Source organism: Manganibacter manganicus, assembly GCF_002075885.1.
GTDB classification, from domain to species: Bacteria; Pseudomonadota; Alphaproteobacteria; order Rhizobiales; family Rhizobiaceae; genus Mesorhizobium; species Mesorhizobium manganicum.
Genome location: NZ_MDET01000005.1, coordinates 95,434 through 114,373, shown reverse-complemented (window position 1 = coordinate 114,373; position 18,940 = coordinate 95,434). Strand labels below are relative to the sequence as shown.

Here is an 18,940-nt window from a genome sequence, read left to right as displayed (position 1 = left end):
GAGTGTTTCAGTTCCACCCGCGCGCCGCCCGGCGATAAAGCAGCCAATGGCGCTGCCATGCCGGAATGCGGACTGCGCCGCGCAACGGCGACATCCCCTTTTCCATCCTGCCCAGATAAGCCGATGACAGCGCCAGCGGCAAGAATGCCGGACGCAGCGATGCCGGCAGCGCAGTTGCCCCTTTCTCGAAGGCGGCAAGATGCTCCCGCGCCAGCGCCAGCATCGCTTCGACCGCGCGCCGGCTGGCAGCGCTATCGCCGCCTCGCAGGAATTCGTCCCGTGAAGAACCGATCGCCGCAAGAATATCGGCCGGCACAAAACACTGCCCGCGCGCCTTATGACGCGGCAAAAGCAGCATCAGGCCGGTGATCGCCTGCGCGCAGCCGGCCCTTCCCGCCAATTCGGCGAAGTCCGGCGCGGCAGCCGGGTCCAGCACCAGACCGGCAAGCTGGATGAGAGCAGAAGCCGTCTCGCCGCAATAGCCTTCAAGGTCGTTGCGCGATGGCATCGGGTCGTCATACAGATCGAAGACGCGCGCATCGAGCATATTGCCGAATGCCGCTTTCGGCAGCTTGTAGCCGGAAATGGCCGCTTTCAGCGCCACGGCTGTAGGCTGCCCCGCCCCGGCCTCGTCATCGTCGGATTCTATCGTGTCGCGCCACCATTGCAGGCGCATCTCACCCGGCAACGGTTCATGGATGCGATCGCGTATGGCGGCAATCTCGGCATTGAAGGCATAGAGCGCGAATAATGCGGCGCGCTTGTCCTGCGGTGCATAGAGCGCGCAAAGATAGCGGTCATGATCGGCGGTACGCACCGCTTCCATGACGTGCCGGTCAAATGAGGTCATTGCAGACATTGCGCCACTTCGTACCGGAATGGCGCCCCGGTCAATCGACGGCGACCAGGGCGGCCGCGACAGCCCGCTGGTCGGCCAGAAGCACGTTGTAGGTCCGCACGGCGGAACCCGTCGCCATCGGTTCGCAGGCGATACCCGCTTCCTTCAGCCGGCTTCTGAGAGCCGCCGGCACAGGTCTCAAATCGACGCCGGTGCCGACAAGCAGAATCTCGACCGCGTCCATCTCGGCGAACAGCTTTCCGAAGTCGCCAGCGGCGAGCGCCTGCTTATCCTGCGGTTCCCAGCCATAAATGCCGGATGGCAGGCAAAGCAGCGATCCGCGGTGCGACATATCGGCAAAGCGAAACCCGCCATTGCCATAGGCCTCGATCGGCGCACGTCCGGGAAAGTGCGCCTCGCGAATGATGATGCCAGGCCCGCTCTTCACCTACTTGGCCGGCAGTTGAGCTGTCGCGTGCTCGGCCTCGGCCATTTCCTTCTGTGTCGTGGGACGCAGATGGAACACGATCAGGATCGGCGCAGCGATGAAGATGGACGAGAACGTACCGATGAAGACGCCGAAAAGCATCGACGCGACGAAGGAGCGAATGACCTCGCCACCCAGCGCGAACAAGGCAAGGAGGGCCAGGAAAGTCGTTACCGATGTCATCGTCGTTCTCGACAGCATCTCGTTGTCCGACAGATCGAGCAACTGGCCGAGCGGCATCTTCTTGAATCGTCGCAGATTCTCGCGAACGCGGTCATAGATGACGACCGTATCGTTGAGCGAATAACCGACGATGGTCAGGATGGCCGCAACGGTGGAAAGATCGAACTGGAGTTGGGTAACGACAAGGAAGCCGAGCGTAAGGATAATGTCGTTGATCGTCGCCAGAATGGAGCCGATGGCGAACTGCCATTCGAAACGAATCCAGACATAGACGAGAATCGCGCCCATTGCCGCAAGCACGCCGATGATCGCCGCCCAGGCGAGTTCGCCGGATACCGTCGGGCCGACACGCTCGGTGCGGCGGATCTGGTAATCCGAGGCCAGCGTGTCCTGCGCATTCTTGACGATCACATTGCCGGCTTCCTCGCCCTTTTCAGAAGCCGTACCGATACGGATCAACGCGTCGGTTGCATTGCCGAAGCCCTGGACCTGCACCTCGTTGATGCCGGCGGCATTCAGCCGCTTGCGGATATCGCCGACATCGGCATCACCGGACTTGGCGCGCACCTCGATGAGCGTGCCGCCGGTGAAGTCGATACCGAAATTCAGGCCTTGTGTGAAAAGCAGGCCGATCGAGGCAATGCACAGGCAGATCGAAACGACGAAAACCTGCAAGCGTACCCGCATGAAGCGGATATGTGTGACTTCCGGCACGATGCGCACATACCCTCTCGGAAGTTCCTTGGGGTGTCTGCGGCGCAGCCATTCGGCGACCAGCCAGCGGGTCAGCGTGAACGCGGTGAAGACGGTGGTGATGATGCCGATAGCCAGCGTCACGGCAAAACCGCGAACGGGGCCCGATCCGAGGAAGAACAGGACCACGGCCGCGATCAGCGTGGTGATATTGGAGTCGAGGATCGTCGCCAGTGCCTTGGCAAAACCGGTATCGATGGCCTGGATCAAGGATCGCCCGTTTCGTCGCTCCTCGCGGATACGCTCATAGATCAGCACGTTGGAATCGACCGCCATACCGACCGTCAGCACGATACCGGCAATGCCGGGAAGGGTCAGCGTCGCCCCCAGCAAGGTGAGGACCGCGACGATCATCGCGAGATTTGCCAACAAAGCCAGATTCGCGATCCAACCCAGGAATCCGTATGCCGCCACCATGAAGACGACAACGAGCACGGAACCGACAAGCGCCGACATCTTGCCCGCCTGGATCGAATCCTGGCCGAGACCGGGACCGACCGTACGCTCCTCGACCACCGTCAGCGTGGCGGGCAATGCGCCCGCTCGCAAAAGCACGGCAAGGTCATTGGCGCTCTGCGCGGTGAAATTTCCTGATATCTGGCCGGTGCCGCCGAGGATCGGTTCGCGAATCTGCGGCGCCGAGATCACCTTGTCGTCGAGGATGATGGCAAACAATTTGCCGACATTCTGTTGCGTTGCCTGGCCGAAGCGCGACGCACCCTTGGAATCGAAGCGGAACGAAACCACCGGCTCGTTGGTGCGCTGATCGAAGGTCGCCTGCGCATCGACGAGATTCTCGCCGGATACGATCACCCGGTTCTCGATCAGGTAAGGAACCGGCGGATCGTCCTTGGAATACATGATCGTATCGCCGGCTGGCGGCCGTCCGTTGAGAGCCTCTTGCACCGGCATGGACTGATCGACCATCTGGAAGGTCAGCTTGGCGGTCTGTCCGAGAATGTCCTTCAGACGCTGCGGGTCCTGGAGACCCGGCACCTGAACGAGAACGCGGTCCTCACCCTGACGCTGCACGATCGGCTCGGTCGTGCCAAGCTCGTTGACGCGTCGGCCAATCACCTCGATCGATTGTGAAACCGCCGCCGACATGCGGTAGCGCAGGCCGGCATCCGACATGGTGAAGCGCAACAGGCCGGGCTCCGGTTCGGCCAACTCAAGTTCCGTCACCGAACCGCCGCTCATGAGGCCGGCGGCAATCGGTTCCGTCAGGGGTTTCAGCGCTGCCTTTGCAGCATCGACCTGGCTTGCATCGCGGATGCGCACCTGCACCATCTTGCCGCTGCCCGACAGCCCGGTATAGCCGATCTTGGCGTCGCGCAACTGGGTACGGATCTCATCTCGGGTCGATTGCATCCGATCCTTGATGATATCGTTGGCGTCGACCTGAAGCAGGATGTGCGAGCCGCCCTGCAAATCGAGGCCGAGCGTCATCTGCTTTTTGGGCAGCCAATCGGGCAGTTTCGCAAGCGTCGCCTGGGAGACGAGATTGGGCGCGGCGAAAATAACCGCCAACAGCACCACAGCCCAAATGCCGATGGTCTTCCAGCGCGAAAAATAGAGCATGTCGAATGTCCGTTCGGGCGAAGGGGCGCGGCGGGCGCGCCCTATGCTGTTACTTCTTGGCGTTCTGGTTCGCCACCGGTTCGCCCTTGACGCGAACGTCGGAAATGGTCGAGCGCAGCGCCGTCACTTTCATTCCGCCGCCAAGATCGACCTCGAGTTCGTTGTCGTCGATCACCTTGGTCACCTTGCCGACGAAGCCGCCGCCGGTCACGACCGTATCGCCGCGACGGACCGCCGCCAGCATTTCTCCGCGCCTCTTCATCTGCGTGCGCTGCGGGCGGATGATGAGAAAATACATGACCACGAAGATCAGCACAAACGGCAAGATGCTGATCAGCATATCCGGTGTAGCAGCGGCTGCACCTTGAGCGTATGCCGGTGTGACGAACATTTGAAACTCCTGAAACCGTAGAGGGAAAGCCGCAAAACGGCCCGGAAAATTCCGCCGGAATATAGTCGCAAAACCCGTTATTGCAACCGTTCAGCGTCTTATCGCCACCTATACCGCCAAGAGAATCCCCTCGCAACGAGACTGCTTGCCAAAATCGCCGTTCCGTGACAGAACCGTACCGTACGGTACTATGCCGGGACAGGTTTACGGCTCTCGCTCGCAGGACGATCATGGCGCAGGAAAATATTGAAGTGTTGTCGGAAAAGCTCGACCGCCTGATCGCGGCCATCGAACGTCTGGCGCCTTCAAGCCCGCCGCCGCCGGATTTCAACGCCGCCGACTGTTTCGTATGGCAGGCAGAGACCGGCACGCCCGAGCCTGTGCGAAAGGTCAACCGGGTGGAAATCGGCCTGATACGCGGCGTCGACCGGGTCCGGGACATTCTCGTGGACAACACCGAACGTTTTGCCGCGGGCTTCGCGGCCAACAATGTTCTGCTGTGGGGCGCGCGCGGCATGGGCAAATCGTCGCTGGTCAAGGCTTCGCATGCCGCCATCAATGCCGGAACCGCACCGGAAGCGCGGCTGAAGCTGATCGAGATTCACAGGGAGGATATCGATACGCTGCCGAAACTGATGACGCTGCTCAAGCAGGCGCCTCACCGCTTCATCCTGTTTTGCGACGACCTTTCCTTCGACCATGACGACACATCGTACAAATCGCTCAAGGCTGCCCTTGAGGGTGGTGTCGAGGGGCGGCCGCAGAACGTGATCTTCTACGCGACATCCAATCGCCGGCACCTTCTGCCGCGCGACATGATCGATAATGAGCGTTCCACGGCCATCAATCCGTCCGAGGCGGTGGAGGAAAAGGTATCGCTATCGGATCGCTTCGGCCTCTGGCTCGGTTTCCACAAATGCTCCCAGGATGAATATCTGGACATGATCGACGGCTATGTCCGCCATCATGGCCTGGAAATCGACCCCGAGCTTTTGCGCGCCGAGGCGCTCGAATGGGCCACCACGCGCGGCAGCCGCTCCGGCCGCGTCGCATGGCAGTTCACGCAGGATCTGGCCGGAAGATTGGGCAAGACCCTGATCGATTGACAGCAAACGGCCCGCTCGGTCCGAGTGGGCCGCAAACAGAACATTAAATGGGTTGTTTGTTACCCTGCCCGTCTATTCGAGATAGGTGTTCGGATTGACCGGTGCGGAATTCTTGCGCACTTCGAAATGCAGCATCGGCGAATCCGCATCGCCGCTCATGCCCGACAGGGCAATCTGCTGGCCGCGCTTGACTGTCTGGCCGCGCTTGACGTCCAACTCGCTGGCATAGCCATAAACGGTGACCAGCCCGCTTTCGTGCCGCACCAGCACGGTATTGCCGAATTCCTTGAGCCCGTCGCCGGCATAGATGACGACACCGTTCTCGGCGGCCTTGACCGGCGTGCCGTTCGGCACCGAAATATTGATGCCGTCAGCCCCTGCAGTGCCGAACGCCTTGATGACGCGGCCGCGTACCGGCCAGCGCATCTTGCCGATGCCGGTCGAATCGGGAACGTCGACATTCTTGTCTTCCGCCTTCACAAGCTTGTCCTGCTTCGGCGGCGTATAGGAAGCCAGTTTCTCGGTCGGCGTCGAATCGGCCGGCTTCGGCGTCGATGCGGTCTTGACCGGATCGACCGGCGCCGGCTTCTTGACAACAGCCGGTTCCGCGCTCGCCACTGCTGTCGTCTCGCCAGAGGTGGGGATTTTCAACGTCTGGCCAATTCGGATCAATCCATCCTGCATGCCGTTGGCCTGCTTCAAGGCGGCAACGCTGACACCCGTACGGCGCGATATGGCAGAAAGCGTATCGCCACTCTGGACGGTATAGGCGCCGGACGAACCAGCCCCACGGGCGGCAGCCACCGTTTGTGCTGCGCCGCTGCCCGACTTGATAAATGGATCGCTGGTCGAAGCTACGGACGATTTGCCGTCCTTGACCTTCGGCTGCTGCGGCAACACGGCAACCTGCTTGGTTGGCGCATGAGCCGGCGTGGGAACCCGATCGGCCGGAAGGGCGGCGTCAGGCATATCCGCGACCTTTTGCGCACCGCTTTTTATTTCACGCGCCTTGTCGTTGAGCGTCTGCGGCGGCTCGCCAAGTTGGCTGGACGTAGCCTGCCGGGTCGTATTCGACGCCACCTGCGGCGCTACCGGAGCCGAACGGGGCTGCGGCTCGGTTGGCGGCGGAAGCGCCTGCGCCGTCACCGGCTCAAGACTCGAACGCGCAACCGAGCCATTATTATAAGTTCCGCCATAATTTCCGGTATTGACGGCAGTGGAAGACCCGACCGCCGGATAAGGCTGCTGCGATGCCCCATTGATGATCGTGTTTTGATTGGCGGTGGAACTGGTCGTTATTCCATCCAGGCCATCCGTGAAGCGGCTCGCCTGGGAACTGCAACCTGCCGCGGCGCCGGCGATAACCAGTATGGCGCAACTGCGCGTCAGATTTCGTCTGTTTGCTTTCAACATATTGAACTGCATCGCACTAACCCGCACAGACCCGGTACACATCGGGTATGATTAAAGCGCGTTAATGTTACCGGTCGGTTAAGCCGTTAGAATCCGAGACGATTTTTCTTAAAAACCTGGCTTTAAACGCGGAAGCTAGATGACCGACGCGACACCGGCGACCGGCGGCTGGAAACGAACCACGCCGATATCCTCGCGTTCGAAGCGGCTGCCGACCTTGGTAAGCTTGGCCACGATTTGCTCGCCCTCTTCCGGCCCTATGGGCGCCACGACAGAACCACCGCTCGACAATTGCTCCAGAAGGAAACGCGGCAGCGAATCGAACGCCACCCAGGCGACGATGCGGTCGAAGGGTCCCTCGCCTGCTAGCCCCGTCGCGCCGTCCGCCTGCCGCGCAATCGCATTTGAAATACCGAGCGCATCGAAACGCTGCCGCGCCTGCTCGGTCAACGTCTTGTAGCGGTCGATGGTGACAACCCGCGCGGCAAGCCGCGACATGACGGCGGCCGTATAGCCGGACCCCGTTCCGATTTCCAGGACGCGGCTGGTCGGCTCGATGGCAAGGGCGGCGATGACCGCGGCCTGCAAATCGGCGCCTTCGATGGTCTCGCCGCATTCGATCGGCAGCGTCCGCTCCGACCATGCCAGATCGTGAAAATGACCGGAGATGAAGCTGCGTCGCGGCGTTGCCTCGATCGCCGCGATCAGTGCTTTCGAGACCGTGCCCTTGCCGCGCAACCGCAGCAGGAAAGCCGCAAACCCTTCGCGATCGTCAGCAGAGAGCGAATTCATGCAAGCGCCTTGGCGAGTTGATCGCGCAGTTCGTGCGCGGTGAAATCCAGCTTGAGCGGCGTCACCGAAACCTGCCGGTTGCGCAGGGCATGCAGGTCGGTGCCTGTCCGCCCATCGGCCGGTTCACGCGAGAAGCGCAGCCAGTAATATGGCAGGCCCCGCCCGTCGCGGCGTTCGTCCACCGACACGCTGTAGGCCAGCTTGCCCTGCGACGCGACGACCGTGCCGGCGACTTCCTCAGGTGCGCAGTTTGGAAAATTGACGTTGATCAGGACACCTTCGGGCAGCGGACGCGCCAGCAGCTTCTTCAAAAGTGCCGGCGCTAGTGCCTCCGTCGTTCCATAAGGAACGTATCGATCTTCGTCGATATAGCTGTAGGCCTGGCTGATGGCGAATGAGGGCACGCCGAGCAAGGCGCCTTCCATGGCGCCGGCAACCGTACCCGAATACGTCACGTCGTCGGCGACATTGGCGCCGGAATTGACGCCCGACAGGATAAGATCGGGCATGGCGGGCAAAATCTTGCGCACGCCCATGATGACGCAATCGGTCGGCGTGCCACGCACGGCAAAATGCCTGGCGTCGATCTTGCGCAGGCGCAGCGGTTCGGAGATAGACAGCGAATGAGCATAGCCGGATTGATCCATCTCCGGCGCGACCACCCAAACATCGTCCGACAATTGCCGGGCAATCTTTTCGAGCGAGGAAAGCCCTTCGGCGTGAATGCCGTCGTCATTCGTCAAAAGAATACGCATTATTGTCGTTCTATTTTCTCAAGTCCGCCCATGTAAGGCCGCAGGGCTTCAGGAATGGTTACGCTGCCATCCGCGTTCTGGTAATTTTCCATGACCGCGATGAGAGCCCGTCCCACCGCTGTGCCGGACCCGTTGAGTGTATGGACGAACTGGTTGCCCTTGCCGTCCTTATCCTTGTAGCGGGTGTTCATGCGCCGCGCCTGGAAATCACCGCAGACGGAGCAGGACGAAATCTCGCGATAGGCATTCTGCCCCGGCAGCCACACTTCTATGTCATAGGTCTTGCGCGCGCCAAAGCCCATGTCGCCGGTGCACAGCACCACTGTGCGGAACGGCAGTTCGAGCTTCTTCAGAATCGTCTCGGCGCATTCCGTCATGCGCTCATGTTCGGCCAGCGAGCTTTCCTGATCGGTGATCGAAACAAGTTCCACCTTATAGAACTGGTGCTGGCGCAGCATGCCGCGCGTGTCGCGCCCGGCCGAGCCCGCTTCCGAGCGGAAGCAGGGCGTCAGCGCGGTCATGCGCAGCGGCAGCTTTTCGTGCGGCAGAATCTCCTCGCGCACCAGGTTGGTCAGCGGGACCTCGGCCGTGGGGATGAGGCCAAGCCTGCTCTCCCCATGCGGTGTAAAAAAAAGATCTTCCTCGAATTTCGGCAATTGCCCGGTGCCGTAAAGCGCCTCGTCGCGCACCAGCAGCGGCGGCTGCACCTCGGTGTAGCCATGCTCGCCCGTATGCGTGTCGAGCATGAACTGGCCCAGCGCGCGCTCAAGCCGGGCGAGTTGGCCGCTGAGCACGGTAAAGCGCGAGCCGGAAAGCTTTGCCGCGCGCTCGAAATCCATCATCCCGAGTTGCTCGCCGATCTCGAAGTGCTCCTTCGGCTTGTTGCCCATGCGCGGCTGGCGTTTGGCGATCAATTCCTCGCCGAAGCGGCGGACCTCGACATTGTCGCTCTCGTCCTTTCCGAACGGCACATCCTCCAGCGGCACATTGGGCAAAACCGCTAGCGCGTCTTCCAGCGCCTTGTCCAGCTCGCGCTCGCGCGCCTCGCCGTTCTGGATAAAGCTCTTGATCTCCGAAACCTCAGCCTTCAGACGCTCGGCAAGCGCGGCATCCCTGGCAGCCATCGCCTTGCCGATCTCCTTGGAGGCGGCATTGCGGCGCTCCTGCCTGGCCTGCAACTCGCTGACATGGGCGCGGCGCGCTTCATCGTCGGCGATCAACTCGGCGACCATTGCCTCGGCATCCGTCTCGGACCACGAGCGTTTGACCAACGCATCGGCAAGAGCCTCGGGGTTCTCGCGAATCCATCGGATATCAAGCATGTTCGGTAGTTCCTGAACGAAATATCCGCAGGGCGTAAACCGCATCCATGAACGATGCAAGCCTCATCGCAGCGGCCAAAACCCGCTTCATTTTTCAGCCTGGCGAATCAGACGCAACGGAACAAACCGCGCCATCATCGTGCCGCAAGAATTAATACGTAGCCGATCGACAGGACGGGCGACCCTGGGCGCTTTGCAACGGCAATCTCGCCGAACACACGAAATATCGAGATAAGTCATTGTCCTGAAATAATAATCCTTCAGGTAGTCAATCTACCCGAAGCAGCTTCAATTGTTGCAAACGGGCAACGCATGCGCCGTACATCCAAAGCGTTAACCAGAAAATTAAGAGAAAATGATCAATTGGTGTTACCATTCGTAACAAAACTAGATGGGTTTGGGCAGAACAGTGATTCGAGCCGACAGACCGGGACGAAAGGGACTCCAGCGCTGGTTTCGCCGCGGCGAGAAACAGCAGCGCCTGACGCCGGTTTCATCAATGCGCAACTTCTGGGGCCTGATGCGGGCCTACTGGTTCTCGGACCGGTGGAAGGAGGCGTGGGCGCTGACCCTGGTGGTCGCCTTCCTCACGGCGCTTTCCAGCAAGGCCGGCGTCTGGTTCGCGGAAGCCTCCGGCGCGCTCATCAATTCGATCGCGTATTATCACGATGCGGCCAACGCTGATCCGCTGTCCTCGCTGCTTTTCAACGCAGGCACGCTGGTTGCCCTCGTCATATTCAAGGATGTCGGCATCACCGGTTCGCGCACCTTCGTCTCGGCCACCCTGCACCGGAAATGGCGCGGCTGGCTCGACAGCCGCTTCAATGAAGCCCTGCTCGACGGCAATCACACGCATTTTCATGCCCAGCATGCCGGCGGCAGCGAAGCGCCCGACAATATCGACCAGCGCATACAGGAATCCATCAAGGGCATGGCCGGCGGCGCCATCGGCCTTGCCATGGGCGTCATGGCGGTGGCCAGTTCGCTGTTTTTCGTCGGCCAGAAACTGCTGGAAATGTCCACACAGGTCAGCGGGCTGGAATTCTTCGGCCGTTATGGCAGCGCCGTCCTCGCCTTGGCGGCGGTCGCGCTCTACGTCCCGGTGAACACCTTCATCGCCGTCAAACTCGGTGGGCTGCTGGAGCGCATTTCCATCAATATGCAGAAGGCGGAAGGCAGTTATCGCGGCGAATTGACCACATTCCTGCGGCGCAGCTTCCATATCGCGGCCTCGCGCGGCGAAAATGTCCAGAAAGACATGCATGGCCGCCTCTATGTCGACATCGACCGCACCTGGTCGCGGCTCAACGTCGTCAATGCCGGTTATGCGTCCTTCGAGCGGGTTTACAACTTCATCGGCGCCCGTATCGTCGCCTATGGTCCCGGCCTCCTGCCTTTCATTCACAGCCGCATAGACCTGCGCGCCTATATTACCGGCGCCGAACTGGTCAATTCGCTGATCAGCCAATGTTCGTGGTTCATCCACGTCATGCCCGCGATCGCCACGCTGAGGGCCAACAGCAAGCGCGTGATGGACCTTGCCGAAGCCATCGAGAGCGTCCAGCGGCCGGCCGACTTCTACCGCGAAACCGGTCGTTCCGAGTTCCACTACAGCAGCCAGAATCAGGTCTTCGGCCTGACCATCCAGAATCTGGAACTTAACCATCAGGGCCACGATACCGAACCGTTCGTGCGCGCGGAAAGGCTCCGCTTCCGGCGTGGCGAATGGACGTTCCTCAAGGGTGAATCAGGTTCCGGCAAGACATCGCTGATCAAGGCCGTGAACGGGCTGTGGCCCTATGGGCGCGGCACGATCGTCTTTCCGGAAGGCGTTCGCACCTTCTATGCCGCCCAGGAAGTCAAGCTGCCGCAAGTGTCGCTCAAGGAACTCGTCTGCCTGCCCGAAGAGTCCGCGGGCTACTCCGATCCGCGCGTGGCCTCGGCGTTGCACAAGGCGGGGCTCGGCGACTTCATCGAAGCCCTCAACGAGACGAGCCGCGAAGGCAAGAGTTGGGATCAGGTGCTTTCCGGCGGCCAGAAACAGAAGCTGGTCGTCGCCCGCATCCTCTTGCAGCAGCCGGGTCTGCTGTTTCTCGATGAAGCGACCGGCGCTCTGGACCCGGAAGGCAAGATCGCCTTCCATCAGGCGATCCAGGACAATTGCCCCGGCGTGACCGTGATCAGCGTCATGCATGAGGCGACGCCGCCAAAAACGGCAGCCGGCGAGGAATTTTATCACAGCGTCCTGACCATTGCCGACGGGGTGGCGACCAAGAAGCCGCTTGCGCCCCCCCTGCCCGCCGAGATCACGACCATTCTCAACCAGCCGCAGGCACGGCCGGTCGAGGAAGGTTGGCTGCGGCTGCGTCTCCGGCAACGGCAGAAATAGTCATTACGAGACTTTTCGGCGTGCGAGGATGCGCGAGAGCATCGGCTCGATACGCGAAAGCTCATCGAGATGCGCCATCGACAACTCTGCCAGATGATCGTTCGCCTGATCCGTCAGCATCAGCACGACGCGCCGCTGGTCGTTTTCGTCCTGCCGTCGCATGACGAGACCGGCTTCGCACAGCCGATCCACCAGTTCGACGGCACTGTGATGGCGGATACGCAACCGCTCGGCGAGATCGCCGATCGTCACCAGACTGTCGTCCGGGAAGCCTTTGATGGCCAAAAGCGCCTGATGCTGGCGTGGCGTGAGCCCAACGCCGCGGGCCGCTGTCTGGCTGAATTCAAGAAAGCAGCGCAGCAGATAACGGAAATCGGACAGGGCCTGGTAATCGGCACGCGTGATCTCGGAACGTCCCCTCGGTGGTGGTTTATCGCTCATCGACCCTCCGATTTCGCAAGCAACGGCACTTTGCCCTCTTGAATAATTATATCGTGATACGATAGAGAGCGCGCAACAGGCGTTTATCCGCCTTGCCGGCACCATAGCCACGGCCGCCCCTTTCCGGAAGAAGAAGACACCGATGAAATCTGTTCACGCCGACCAGCGCCACCTGGGCGACTTTACGACCGACGCACGCGTTCTCGTCATCGCCGCCATAGCGGTGGTGGTCGGGACCATCGCGCTTGGCGCCGGCGTCATCCTGATGGATCTCATCAAGCTGACCACGAATGTCGCCTATTTCGGCCGCTTCACCCTGGCTGACCTGAGCCTTGGCGACACGCCGCTCGGCTGGCTGGCGATGTTCGTTCCGGTTATCGGCGCCCTCATCATCGGCCTGATGGCGCGCTACGGCAGCGACAAGATCCGCGGCCATGGCATCCCCGAAGCTTTGGAAGCCATCATGCTGGGCCGCTCGCGGCTGGACGTGAAGGTGGCGATCCTGAAGCCGTTGTCCTCCGCAATATCGATCGGCACCGGTGGCCCGTTCGGCGCCGAAGGCCCGATCATCATGACCGGCGGCGCCATCGGCTCGCTGATCGCACAGGCACTTCCCGTCACGGATTCGGAGCGCAAGACGCTGCTGGTCGCAGGTGCCGCCGCCGGCATGACAACGGTGTTCGGCACGCCGATTGCCGCGATCATGCTCGCAGTCGAACTGCTCCTGTTCGAATGGACACCGCGCTCCTTCATCCCCGTCGCGGTGGCGTCGATCATCGCCGAGGTCGAGCGCACGGCGCTTCACCTGCCCTCCCCCCTCTTCGCTTTCCATGGCGGCATGGAATCGTCTTTCGCCGGGCTTGGCGGCTGGATCCTCATCGGCATAGCCGGCGGGCTGCTTTCAGGGCTTTTGACACAGATCGTCTATGCCTGTGAGGACGCTTTCCTGAAATTGCCGATCCACTGGATGTGGTGGCCCGCGATCGGCGGCGTCGTCGTCGGCATCGGCGGCCTGATCGAGCCGAACGCGTTGGGCGTCGGTTACGACAACATCGCGCATATGCTGGAAGGCAATGTCGTTACCAAGGTGGCAATCCTGCTGCTGGTGGTCAAGGCGATTATCTGGTCGGTCGCACTGGGTTCGGGCACCTCCGGCGGCGTGCTCGCACCGCTGCTCATCATCGGCGGCGCGATGGGCATCGCCGTCGCCGGTTTCCTGCCCGAGGCCAGTCCCGGCTTCTGGGCCCTGCTTGCCATGGCCGCAACGATGGGCGGCACCATGCGCGCGCCGCTGACGGCGACCTTCTTTGCCGTCGAACTCACCGGCAACACGCATGTCCTGGTCCCTCTGATCACCGCCTGTTCGGCCGCCCATGTCGTGACCGTGCTGTTGATGAAGCGCTCGATCCTGACCGAGAAGATCGCGAGGCGCGGCCTGCATCTGACCCGCGAATACCGCGTCGATCCCTTCGCGCTGACGCGCGTAAGCCAGGTGATGACCACGAATGTCGAAACGGTTCCGGAAACCATGACATTGCATGGCGCGGCCGCGCATCTGACGTCGCCCGAGACGCGCCATCCAAGCTTCCCGGTGGTGAACGCGCAAGGTCATGTACTCGGCATCATCGACCCTCCCGGCATCCTGCGCTGGCGCCGCTCCGGCGTGCATCGCAACACGACGCTGGGGGAACTGCTGGCCGGCGCCAGGAACACGCTCGCCTATCCGGATGAATACCTCGAATCGCTGGCCGACAAGTTGCAGACGGCCAATGTCTCGCATCTTCCTGTCGTCTCGCGCGACGACAACCGTCTGATTGGCTATATCGGCTGGAAAGACATCATGCGTGTGCGCACCAGGACGCGCTCCGAGGATCAGGATCGGGCGCGCTTCTTCCGCTTCCGGGGCAGTCGGCAGCAATAGTAGCGCGAACGGCCTGCTTGCAGGATCGGCTTGCGCTCACAATTGCCTGGCTCTCGTCGCCACAGCCCTCATCGACCCACCGTCTTCGCCGACCCACGGTCTTCGTCGACATTGACTCCGATGGGCAGGCGCCTATGTTGCGCGCGCTTGCAGATTTCAATTTCAACTCGCGAGCGGAAAGGTCAACCCGCCATGCCTGGCGACGGTCAAAGTCGAATGCAAAAGCCGTCTGCCTGACGTGACCTTGGGCTCACATCCGGCCGACGGCAAGGAGTGAGCCATGAACGAAGTTTCGCCCATCGCGGGCGGCGATGCTGTCGCCATCGCCCGCATTCTCGCAAACGATCACGTCGCCGATATCGTCGAGGCCCTGAACCGGGAGCCGCGCGAACTGGCTTCGGAACTGCTTGCCGAACTGCCGTTCGAGCGTGCCGTCGAGATATTCGACCAGCCGGAACTCGACGACGCTCCCGAATTGATCGAATCGCTGCCGCGCGACAAGGCAGGCAGGCTGCTCGCCGCCATGTCGGTGGACCGTGCCGCCGATGTCGTGCGCGAATTGTCCGAACCGGCGCGCACCGATCTGCTGCACGCGATCACGCCGGCGCTGCGCCACACGATCCTGGCCATTCTCGGCTATCCGGAAGGCAGTGCCGGCTCGATCATGACCACCGAATATGTCAGCGTGCCGCCGGATTGGACGGTCGCACGCACGCTCGACCATATCCGCGAAGTGGAGAGGACCCGCGAGACGATCTACGCGATCTATGTCATCGACCCGCAAAGCCGCACATTGCTGCGGGCTTTCGGGCTGCGGCGGCTTATCGCCAGCGCGCCGGACGCGCAGATCATGGCTGTGACGCCCGACAAGGCGCCCGTCACCGTTCCGCCGCTGATGGACGTCGAGCAGGTGGCGCAACTTATCCGCAAATATGACCTCCTTGCCGTCCCCGTGGTCGAGAACGACAGGATTATCGGGCTTGTTACCGTGGACGACATTCTCGACACGATGATCGAGGAAACGACGGAAGACGTGCATCGTTTCGGCGGCATGGAGGCGCTGGACGAGCCCTATATGAAGATGGGCTTCTTCTCGATGATCGGCAAGCGCGGCGGCTGGCTCTGTGCCCTGTTCCTCGGCGAGATGCTGACGGCCAGCGCCATGCAGGGTTACGAGCATGAGTTGGAAAGCGCGATCGTGCTGACCCTCTTCATCCCTCTCATTATGAGTTCCGGCGGCAATTCAGGCTCTCAGGCGACTTCGCTGGTCATCCGGGCTCTGGCGCTGCGCGAAATCTCGCTCGGCGACTGGTGGCGCGTGGCGGTCCGTGAACTGCCGGCCGGCATCGTGCTGGGTGCGATGCTGGGCCTGGTCGGGGTGGCGCGCATCACCTTGTGGCAATATGCCGGCTTCTACGATTACGGCCCGCACTGGGAATTGATCGCGGCGACGGTCGGGATGGCGCTGATCGGCATTGTCACCTTCGGATCATTGACCGGCTCCATGCTGCCTTTCATCCTGAAACGCATAGGCTTCGATCCAGCCAGCGCGTCCGCGCCGTTCGTCGCGACATTGGTCGACGTGACCGGCCTCGTCATCTATTTTTCGGTCGCGCTTGTCATCCTGCGCGGAACCTTGCTGTAGACACGGCAATTCCCGCCACAATCGAGGCGGAGCGGATCAATCGACCCGCTCGCCGTTCCGCACCAGATAGCTCGGCTTGTACATGGTGACGAGTTCCTCGGCCGCCGTCGGGTGAACCGCCATTGTGCGGTCGAAATCATCCTTGGTCAGGCCGGCCTTGAGCGGAATGCCCAGAAGCTGCGCCATCTCGCCGGCATCCGGCCCCAGAATGTGCGCTCCCAGAACCTTGCGACTCGCACCGTCCACGACAAGCTTCAACAGCATCTTCTCCTCGCGGCCCGACAGGGTATGGCGCATCGGCCGGAATGAAGCCCGGTAGATTTCAAGCGCCTCGAAACGCTTCGCCGCCTCGTCCTCGGAAAGGCCGACCGTGCCGATCTCCGGTTGCGAGAAGACAGCCGTGGCGATGATCTCATGGTCCGGTCTCGTCGGGTTGCCCTTGAAGGCCGTCTCGACGAAGCACATCGCCTCGTGAATCGCCACCGGCGTCAACTGCACACGATCGGTCACGTCGCCCACCGCCCAGATATTGTCGACGCTGCTGCGCGAATAAGCGTCCACGGTAATCGCGCCCTGTTGTGTGGTCTCGACGCCTGCGGCCTCAAGGCCCAGGGACTCGGTGTTGGGGACGCGCCCTATGGCCAGCATCATCTGATCGACGCTCAGCGTCCGGCCGTCACCCACGGCCACGTCGAGGCGGCCGTCAGGCCGTCGCGACACGCTCTCCACCAGGCTACGGCACAAGATGCTGATGCCCTTCTTTTCCATCGTCTCGTGCAGCGCCTTGCGTATATCCATGTCGAAGCGGCCAAGAATCTCCGTGCCGCGATAGACAAGCGTGGTGTCCACGCCGAGCCCGTGGAAGATATTGGCGAACTCGACCGCAATGTAACCACCGCCTTCTATGGCGATCGCCTTGGGAAGTTCGGCAAGATGGAACGCCTCGTTGGAGGTGATGCACAATTCATTCCCCGGCAAGGCCGGGTGAGCCGCCGGTCGCCCGCCGGTTGCGATCAGGATCTGGTCCGCGCTTATCGTGCGGCCATCGGCCTCCAGCCGGACCGTGTGGCGATCAAGCAGCCTGGCGCGGCTCTGGAAGGCTTCAGCGCCGGCGCCCTCGACATTCTTCTTGTAGATGGCTTCGAGCCGCGCGATCTCGCGGTCCTTGTTGGCGATCAGCTTCTTCCAGTCGAACGTGGCTTCCGGCACTGTCCAGCCATAGCCGGCGGCATCCTCGAAATGCTCGGGGAATTGCGAGGCGTAGACGAACAGCTTCTTGGGCACGCAGCCGCGAATAACGCAGGTGCCGCCGAAGCGGTATTCCTCGGCGATGCCGACCCGCTTGCCGAGCGCCGCCGCCACACGCGCCGCGCGAACGCCGCCCGAGCCGCCACCGATGACGAAAAGATCATAGTCATATGCGGCCATGCTGCAGCTCCCTTATCGCAGATACCCGACACAGCTATGACGCGGGCCGCAAAAAGGAAAGCCCGGTCGTCAATACCGGGCTTTTCAGAAATGCAAACCGATATGACGATCTTACCGTCAATTCGCCCCATCGGCAGGCGCCGCGTCATTGGCCGGCGCATCACCGGCAGGCGCCGCATCCGTGGCGGGAACCTTGGCTTCCGTAGCCGCGAGCGTTTCGCCAACCTGTTGGGCGAGGTCGCGGGCAATGCCGTTCTGCCAGATATTGGCTGCCTTGACCAATTCGCGGCTGACGAGAGGCCCATCCTTCAGCAATTTCTTGCCGGCCTCCGATGAATAAAAGGCAGCGATGCTCTTGAGTTCATCTTCAGAGAAGACCTTGGCATATGCGTTCGCGGCCTCTTTCTCGAGATCGGCGCGGCGGGATGCCAGCGCAAGTGCCTTTTCCGAAACCGTCTCGATGATAAGCTGCTGCAGGTTTGGGTTCTTCTGGATGAGTTGCGATTGCAACGCGCTCGCCGCCTGCGGCAGAATGCCGTCGAAAGAATCCGTGGCGTGGATCGCTTCTATGGCATCGCGTGCGGCCTGCAGGTGCGAATCGCTGATATCCTGCGAAAACGCCGGCGCGGAAAAGGCGACGATGGCAGAGGCCGCCAGAACGACGGAAAAACGGCGAATCCGATTATGCAACATCATGATCGATCAAACTCCTGATTACCGGCGGCTAGAATTGTTTCGACGCCGTCGCCGCCGGCGATGACCGCCGCTGACGTCAGCCCGATGAAAAGACCATGCTCGACCACGCCGGGGATGGCGTGCAGAGCATCTGAAAGCGCTCTTGTATCCGGAATGAGGCCAAAAGATGCATCCAGGATAAAATGACCGCCGTCTGTAACAAATGGCTGGTCGCCCGTCATCCGCAAAGTCAGCGGGCCGGACAGGCCGAGCCGCTTCGCCGCTTCAGCAACCGCTATCTCCGTCGCGCGCAGGCCGAAGCGGTTGACCTCGATCGGCAGCGGAAATCGTCCAAGCGTGTCCACCAGCTTCGATCTGTCGGCGATGACAAGCATGCGCTTCGAGGCTGCGGCAACGATTTTTTCGCGCAGCAATGCGCCGCCGCCGCCCTTGATCAAGGTCAGGGCCGGATCGATCTCATCGGCGCCGTCGATGGTGAGGTCGAGTTCGGGCGTTTCCTCCAAAGTGGAAAGCGGCACGCCGAGTTCCCGGCAAAGGGCCGCGGTGCGCTCCGAGGTCGGCACGCCAAGGACGTCGAGCCCGCCGGCGACCTTTTCGGCGAGCAGGCGCACGAATTCTTCCGCCGTCGAACCGGTGCCGATGCCCAGCCGCATGCCGTCCGCGACATGGCCAAGCGCCACGCGGGCCGCATCGATCTTCAATTGCCTGGCATCCATGAAAGAAAGTCCGCTGCGCCGATGGTGGTGGCCGGCTCGTAGCTTTTTTTGGCCGTTCGGTCAAAGGGAGGTTCCACTGCGAA

General features: G+C 61.6%; 16 protein-coding genes. 4 read left to right on the top strand and 12 right to left on the bottom strand.

What is annotated here, in order from left to right:
* Positions 1 to 7 precede the first annotated feature (7 nt).
* Genes BFN67_RS04935 through yajC form a run of 4 tightly spaced genes read right to left on the bottom strand, consistent with a single transcriptional unit; the run spans position 8 to position 4,233 of the window.
* Complete coding sequence (locus BFN67_RS04935) at positions 8 to 850, bottom strand: phytoene/squalene synthase family protein (protein WP_080918531.1); 843 nt, start codon at positions 848 to 850, stop codon at positions 8 to 10.
* 40 nt (positions 851 to 890) lie between these two features.
* Positions 891 to 1,286: an Mth938-like domain-containing protein gene (locus tag BFN67_RS04930; protein ID WP_080918530.1), complete on the bottom strand. Its 396-nt coding sequence runs from the start codon at positions 1,284 to 1,286 to the stop codon at positions 891 to 893.
* Complete coding sequence (gene secDF / locus BFN67_RS04925; RefSeq protein WP_080918529.1) at positions 1,287 to 3,842, bottom strand: protein translocase subunit SecDF; 2,556 nt, start codon at positions 3,840 to 3,842, stop codon at positions 1,287 to 1,289.
* Between the two features lie 49 nt (positions 3,843 to 3,891).
* Positions 3,892 to 4,233 (bottom strand): preprotein translocase subunit YajC, encoded by a 342-nt coding sequence (gene yajC / locus BFN67_RS04920; protein WP_080918528.1) that lies wholly within the window; start codon positions 4,231 to 4,233, stop codon positions 3,892 to 3,894.
* Positions 4,234 to 4,463: 230 nt separating this feature from the next.
* Here yajC and BFN67_RS04915 point away from each other — a divergent pair, with 230 nt between their 5' ends.
* Complete coding sequence (locus tag BFN67_RS04915; RefSeq protein WP_080918527.1) at positions 4,464 to 5,339, top strand: ATP-binding protein; 876 nt, start codon at positions 4,464 to 4,466, stop codon at positions 5,337 to 5,339.
* Positions 5,340 to 5,411: 72 nt separating this feature from the next.
* Here the strand turns inward: BFN67_RS04915 and BFN67_RS04910 are convergent, their stop codons facing one another.
* The 4 genes from BFN67_RS04910 to serS all read right to left on the bottom strand — a co-directional run bounded on the left by BFN67_RS04910 (position 5,412) and on the right by serS (position 9,621).
* Positions 5,412 to 6,752: a peptidoglycan DD-metalloendopeptidase family protein gene (locus BFN67_RS04910; RefSeq protein ID WP_425349742.1), complete on the bottom strand. Its 1,341-nt coding sequence runs from the start codon at positions 6,750 to 6,752 to the stop codon at positions 5,412 to 5,414.
* 135 nt (positions 6,753 to 6,887) lie between these two features.
* Positions 6,888 to 7,544, bottom strand: a complete 657-nt coding sequence (locus BFN67_RS04905; RefSeq protein WP_080918525.1) for a protein-L-isoaspartate(D-aspartate) O-methyltransferase — start codon at positions 7,542 to 7,544, stop codon at positions 6,888 to 6,890.
* On the bottom strand, positions 7,541 to 8,299 hold the full coding sequence (gene surE, locus BFN67_RS04900; RefSeq protein ID WP_080918524.1) for a 5'/3'-nucleotidase SurE: 759 nt from the start codon (positions 8,297 to 8,299) through the stop codon (positions 7,541 to 7,543). Before surE ends, BFN67_RS04905 begins: the two co-directional genes overlap by 4 nt.
* Positions 8,299 to 9,621: a serine--tRNA ligase gene (serS, locus tag BFN67_RS04895; protein ID WP_080918564.1), complete on the bottom strand. Its 1,323-nt coding sequence runs from the start codon at positions 9,619 to 9,621 to the stop codon at positions 8,299 to 8,301. Before serS ends, surE begins: the two co-directional genes overlap by 1 nt.
* A gap of 499 nt (positions 9,622 to 10,120) precedes the next feature.
* Here serS and BFN67_RS04890 point away from each other — a divergent pair, with 499 nt between their 5' ends.
* Entirely contained in the window at positions 10,121 to 12,010 is a 1,890-nt protein-coding gene (locus BFN67_RS04890) for an ABC transporter ATP-binding protein/permease (protein WP_080918523.1), read from the top strand.
* A gap of 3 nt (positions 12,011 to 12,013) precedes the next feature.
* Here the strand turns inward: BFN67_RS04890 and BFN67_RS04885 are convergent, their stop codons facing one another.
* A complete protein-coding gene (locus BFN67_RS04885; RefSeq protein WP_080918522.1) occupies positions 12,014 to 12,451 on the bottom strand; it encodes a MarR family winged helix-turn-helix transcriptional regulator in 438 nt (145 codons plus the stop codon).
* A 142-nt stretch (positions 12,452 to 12,593) separates the two neighbouring features.
* Between BFN67_RS04885 and BFN67_RS04880 the strand changes: the two genes are divergently transcribed.
* Complete coding sequence (locus BFN67_RS04880; protein WP_080918521.1) at positions 12,594 to 14,372, top strand: chloride channel protein; 1,779 nt, start codon at positions 12,594 to 12,596, stop codon at positions 14,370 to 14,372.
* 280 nt (positions 14,373 to 14,652) lie between these two features.
* Positions 14,653 to 16,017, top strand: a complete 1,365-nt coding sequence (gene mgtE / locus BFN67_RS04875) for a magnesium transporter (protein WP_080918520.1) — start codon at positions 14,653 to 14,655, stop codon at positions 16,015 to 16,017.
* A 36-nt stretch (positions 16,018 to 16,053) separates the two neighbouring features.
* Here the strand turns inward: mgtE and gor are convergent, their stop codons facing one another.
* From gor to rpiA, 3 genes are all read right to left on the bottom strand, one after another.
* Positions 16,054 to 17,445, bottom strand: a complete 1,392-nt coding sequence (gene gor / locus BFN67_RS04870; RefSeq protein ID WP_080918519.1) for a glutathione-disulfide reductase — start codon at positions 17,443 to 17,445, stop codon at positions 16,054 to 16,056.
* Positions 17,446 to 17,562: 117 nt separating this feature from the next.
* Complete coding sequence (locus tag BFN67_RS04865; protein ID WP_080918518.1) at positions 17,563 to 18,141, bottom strand: DUF2059 domain-containing protein; 579 nt, start codon at positions 18,139 to 18,141, stop codon at positions 17,563 to 17,565.
* Positions 18,138 to 18,857: a ribose-5-phosphate isomerase RpiA gene (rpiA, locus tag BFN67_RS04860; protein ID WP_080918517.1), complete on the bottom strand. Its 720-nt coding sequence runs from the start codon at positions 18,855 to 18,857 to the stop codon at positions 18,138 to 18,140. Before rpiA ends, BFN67_RS04865 begins: the two co-directional genes overlap by 4 nt.
* Between the last annotated feature and the right edge of the window lie 83 nt (positions 18,858 to 18,940).